The sequence below is a fragment of the uncultured Proteiniphilum sp. genome, from assembly GCF_937873925.1.
Classification (GTDB): Bacteria; Bacteroidota; Bacteroidia; order Bacteroidales; family Dysgonomonadaceae; genus Proteiniphilum.
On record NZ_CALNAT010000082.1, the window covers coordinates 1 to 3,716 of the forward strand.

The following is a 3,716-nucleotide window of genomic DNA, read 5'->3' on the forward strand; positions in this document are numbered from 1 at the left end:
CACCAATGAGGGCATTGAAGATTCCGACAAAGGCGCTGATATGTGGGTAATGGGCGCCTATAACGGACTATCCCGCATGTATGTATACGATGAGTTTCCCCGTTCCATTGAACTCGACAACGATTATGTGACCGGTCCAAGTTGGGCTTTCGGCGAGTTGGGAGCAGGCAATTTCCAGGGGGCGACCAATCAGTCGGACGCTGTTTGGAAATTGAGCTATGACCTGATTAACAGAACAAATGAGGCCATCTATCACATAGAAAAAATGGGGAATGTTTCAGAGGCAGCTAAAAATAACTGTTTGGGTGAACTCTATTTCCTACAGGCTTACGGCTATTTTCTCCTGGTCAGAGCGTATGGGGAAGTGCCCATCTTCGAAGGGTCCATCAATCAGGGAAATGATTCCAATCAACCCCGTCAGCCAATTCCAGTTGTCTACGCACATATTATCGATCTCTTAAGCAACGCAAAAGAGATGATCTACAAAAACACAAATTCTTCCTATGAAGAAGGTCGTGTTTCTGCCGGTGCCGCGGCATCGCTACTGGCAAAAGTTTATGCAACGATTGCTTCTGCTGCCATGCCTTCCGGCACTGTGTATGTAAAGGGAGGTGTTCCCTTTAGCATGAACGGGAGTGTGAAAGTATTCACACAACCCCAAACATTGACCATAGAGAAACAACAGGTTGCAGGCTATGAATCATTCGATTATCTTGCGTATTATACACTGGCAAGAGATATCGCAAAAGATATTGTTGTCGGCAAATTATATGGTGATCATGAGCTTATACCCTATTCCATTCTCTGGAAAAAAGCAGGAAGAACCAGTAAGGAACATTTCTTTGCATTACAGACAAAATCGGGTGACGATTACTATGGTGCATTATTTAGCAGAGCCTATGTTGGACAGATTGTAAATGGCTATGTACCGAACGGAGGGGGATTGTCGCATGGTTTAAGAGACCACTGGTATAAATTATTCGAAAATCAGGATCTTCGAATTACAGAAGGAGTGATGCATCGTTTTGTACGTCAGTCGGATATCTCATGGAATGGAGGGGGTTATTATCCCAATACGGATGAATGGAAGTTAAAAGCAAGAGGGTTGGATCCGGCCAATAATAAGGTGGCTGACCCAGTGGCGCCGTTTAACGACGGACGTGACTACCGATCCGGGACCGGTGAACAATACCTCGCATACACCACAAAATACACAGATGTCACCGATCGCTCACTGACCCGAACCGATGCCATGATGCCTTTGCTACGCTATGCTGATGTTGTCCTGATTTATGCAGAAGCATCAAACGAAGTAGATGGGATGAATAACGATGCACTCAACGCTCTCAATGCAGTGAGGACAAGAAGCAATGCCACCCCCAGATGGTTTGGCTCTTCAGAGGATGGAGGTATCGAATCGAAGGAAGCGTTTCGCTCAGCAGTACTGGAAGAAAGAGCGATGGAATTTGCATTGGAAAGTGATCGACGTTGGGATCTGATTCGATGGGGTATCTATTTGGGAGTGATGAATGGTATAGGGACAGTAGATGAGATAAATACGATTAAAATGCGGGAAGCAAAACATTTACTCTATCCCATCCCGCAAGATGAAATGCTGACCAACCAGGCCATCACAGAGAATAATCCGGGATGGAAATAATATGAAAATCTAATAAACCTCATGCATATGAAAACTTTAATACTAAGATATCTTTCTATCACATTCCTGATGGCAATATTTTTCACTTCCTGTGATGATATTGTGACATATGATGATGAATTTACTGATGAAACAGTGTCAAACGGTCCACCAGTAATCACCAGGATCAGCACGATTGAAAATCAGGATACCGATACGACCCAGGGCAGTTTTAATCAGATGATCGTGATTCACGGACAAAACCTGACTCAGGTAAAATCCATACAATTTAATGATCAGTCAGTGGATCTTGAGGAGATTTATGCAGTGAATACCAAGATTGTGGTATCAATTCCAGGCACCGTACCGGATGAAATAACAAACAAGATTGTGGTCACAACAGAAAAAGGGAATACCGAATTTCCCTTTAAAGTCGCATTTCCTGATCTTATTATCCGCGGATTTGATTTCGACTTTGGAAATGCTGGTGAAACCATCGTTATGCAAGGTGAAAACCTTTTATTGTACGATCTGACTCCCGAGAAGGGAGAGATCAAGATGAACGGCATACCGGTCACCATCCTCTCTACAACAGAGGAAGCCGTCACCTTGAAAGTTCCGGATGGAATTACGGACAATGCAACCGTATCGGTAAGCAGTAACAGGATAAAGAGTGTACTTGGCGAGGAACCCATTGAATTTACTTATCGTGATCGGGGTTTCAGCATTACAGATATGGGGCCGGGCTATCTGACACATGCCTCAACGAAAAATTTTGCCACAGACGGTACAAAGGAAGGAGATCCAACACCACTATTCCCGGGAACATGTTTTTCACGAATCAAAGGGACTGTCAACGGATACAGCACCAACCTGCTCATTTATAATTATCCTTTCGATACCCCTTCTGCGAATCCCTTATTCGCAGATATGAGAACTAATCCGGGAGACTATGAGATTAAATATGAGATACTGGTTAAAACCGACTTCCCCATCACAGCACCCGGCGATAGGATCAGGATGGTACTGAACGGAACCAGGGCTACAAACACCCAGGAATGGATTCCGGCTCTTTCGGGGGTAGCTTATCACACCCACGATAAATGGGTTACAATCGCTTCTGATTTTGCCTATTACAAAACTGCTTCCGGAGGCAGTCCACTCTTTGAGACAGGGAATAAGTTCGTTTTTGCCTATATCCATGGAGCAGGTACAGTAGCTCCCACAGACCTTTCAATCACCAATCTCAGGATTGCAAAAAAAGTGAACATTGTAAGAAAACAGATATAAGATATTTTTCAGGGGTGTTGTTGCTTTTAACGGCATCAGCACCCTTAAACCGAAATCGTATGAGAAAATTAATATTCTTTTTATCTTTTATAACCCTCATTTTTTTTGTCGGCTGTGAAAAAGGAGAAGAGATAAAAACACCCACCGGCCCTGAGAATGGGAACGAGAATCCGGATCCCGACAATTCATACCCGAATGCGATGATCGAAAATTTCGGAGTCAATCTTTCCGGCGGTGAGTTCGGTGGTGTTTATCCGGGTGTAATTGGCACACACTATGGTTATCCCACTGCCAAAGACCTGGATTATTTTAAATCAAAAAAACTGACACTGATTCGTTTTCCATTTAGATGGGAAAGGGTACAATATGATCTGAACGGACCATTGAACCCGCTGGATTTAGGCTTGATGAAAACATTTGTCAAAGCAGCCGAAGAGAGAAACATGCTGGTGATACTCGATATGCACAATTTTGCCCGTCGTTCTTTTGATGGCGGGAAAACACACACTGTGATAGGATCGGGGTCGGAACTTACCAAGGAACATCTGGCAGACGTATGGCAGAAAATTGCACTGGAATTCAAATCATATACAAACATCTGGGCGTATGATATTATGAATGAACCTTATGCGATGCCCACTACAGGGAGCTGGTTCGACATTGCCCAGGCAACCATCCAAAGCATCCGCCAGGTAGATACCAAAACCCCCATAGTAATCAGTGGTGACCGTTACAGCTCATCTTACCATTGGGTACAGTTCAGTGATAATCTCAGAAATCTCAATGA

At 43.9% G+C, this 3,716-nt stretch carries 3 protein-coding genes; all 3 read left to right on the forward strand.

Going from position 1 to position 3,716, the window contains the following annotated elements:
* On the forward strand, positions 1-1,660 hold a 1,660-nt coding region (locus Q0502_RS05845), incomplete at its 5' end, for a RagB/SusD family nutrient uptake outer membrane protein (RefSeq protein WP_298648340.1).
* Between the two features lie 27 nt (positions 1,661-1,687).
* Positions 1,688-2,929 (forward strand): glycan-binding surface protein, encoded by a 1,242-nt coding sequence (locus Q0502_RS05850; RefSeq protein WP_298648342.1) that lies wholly within the window; start codon positions 1,688-1,690, stop codon positions 2,927-2,929.
* Positions 2,930-2,988: 59 nt separating this feature from the next.
* Positions 2,989-3,716: cellulase family glycosylhydrolase (locus tag Q0502_RS05855; protein ID WP_298648345.1), on the forward strand; the 728-nt coding region annotated here is incomplete at its 3' end.

Excerpts from the sequence above, each read along its gene's own strand:
- Q0502_RS05850 (WP_298648342.1), top strand. The coding sequence starts at position 1,688 with ATGAAAACTTTAATACTAAGATATCTTTCTATCACATTCCTGATGGCA.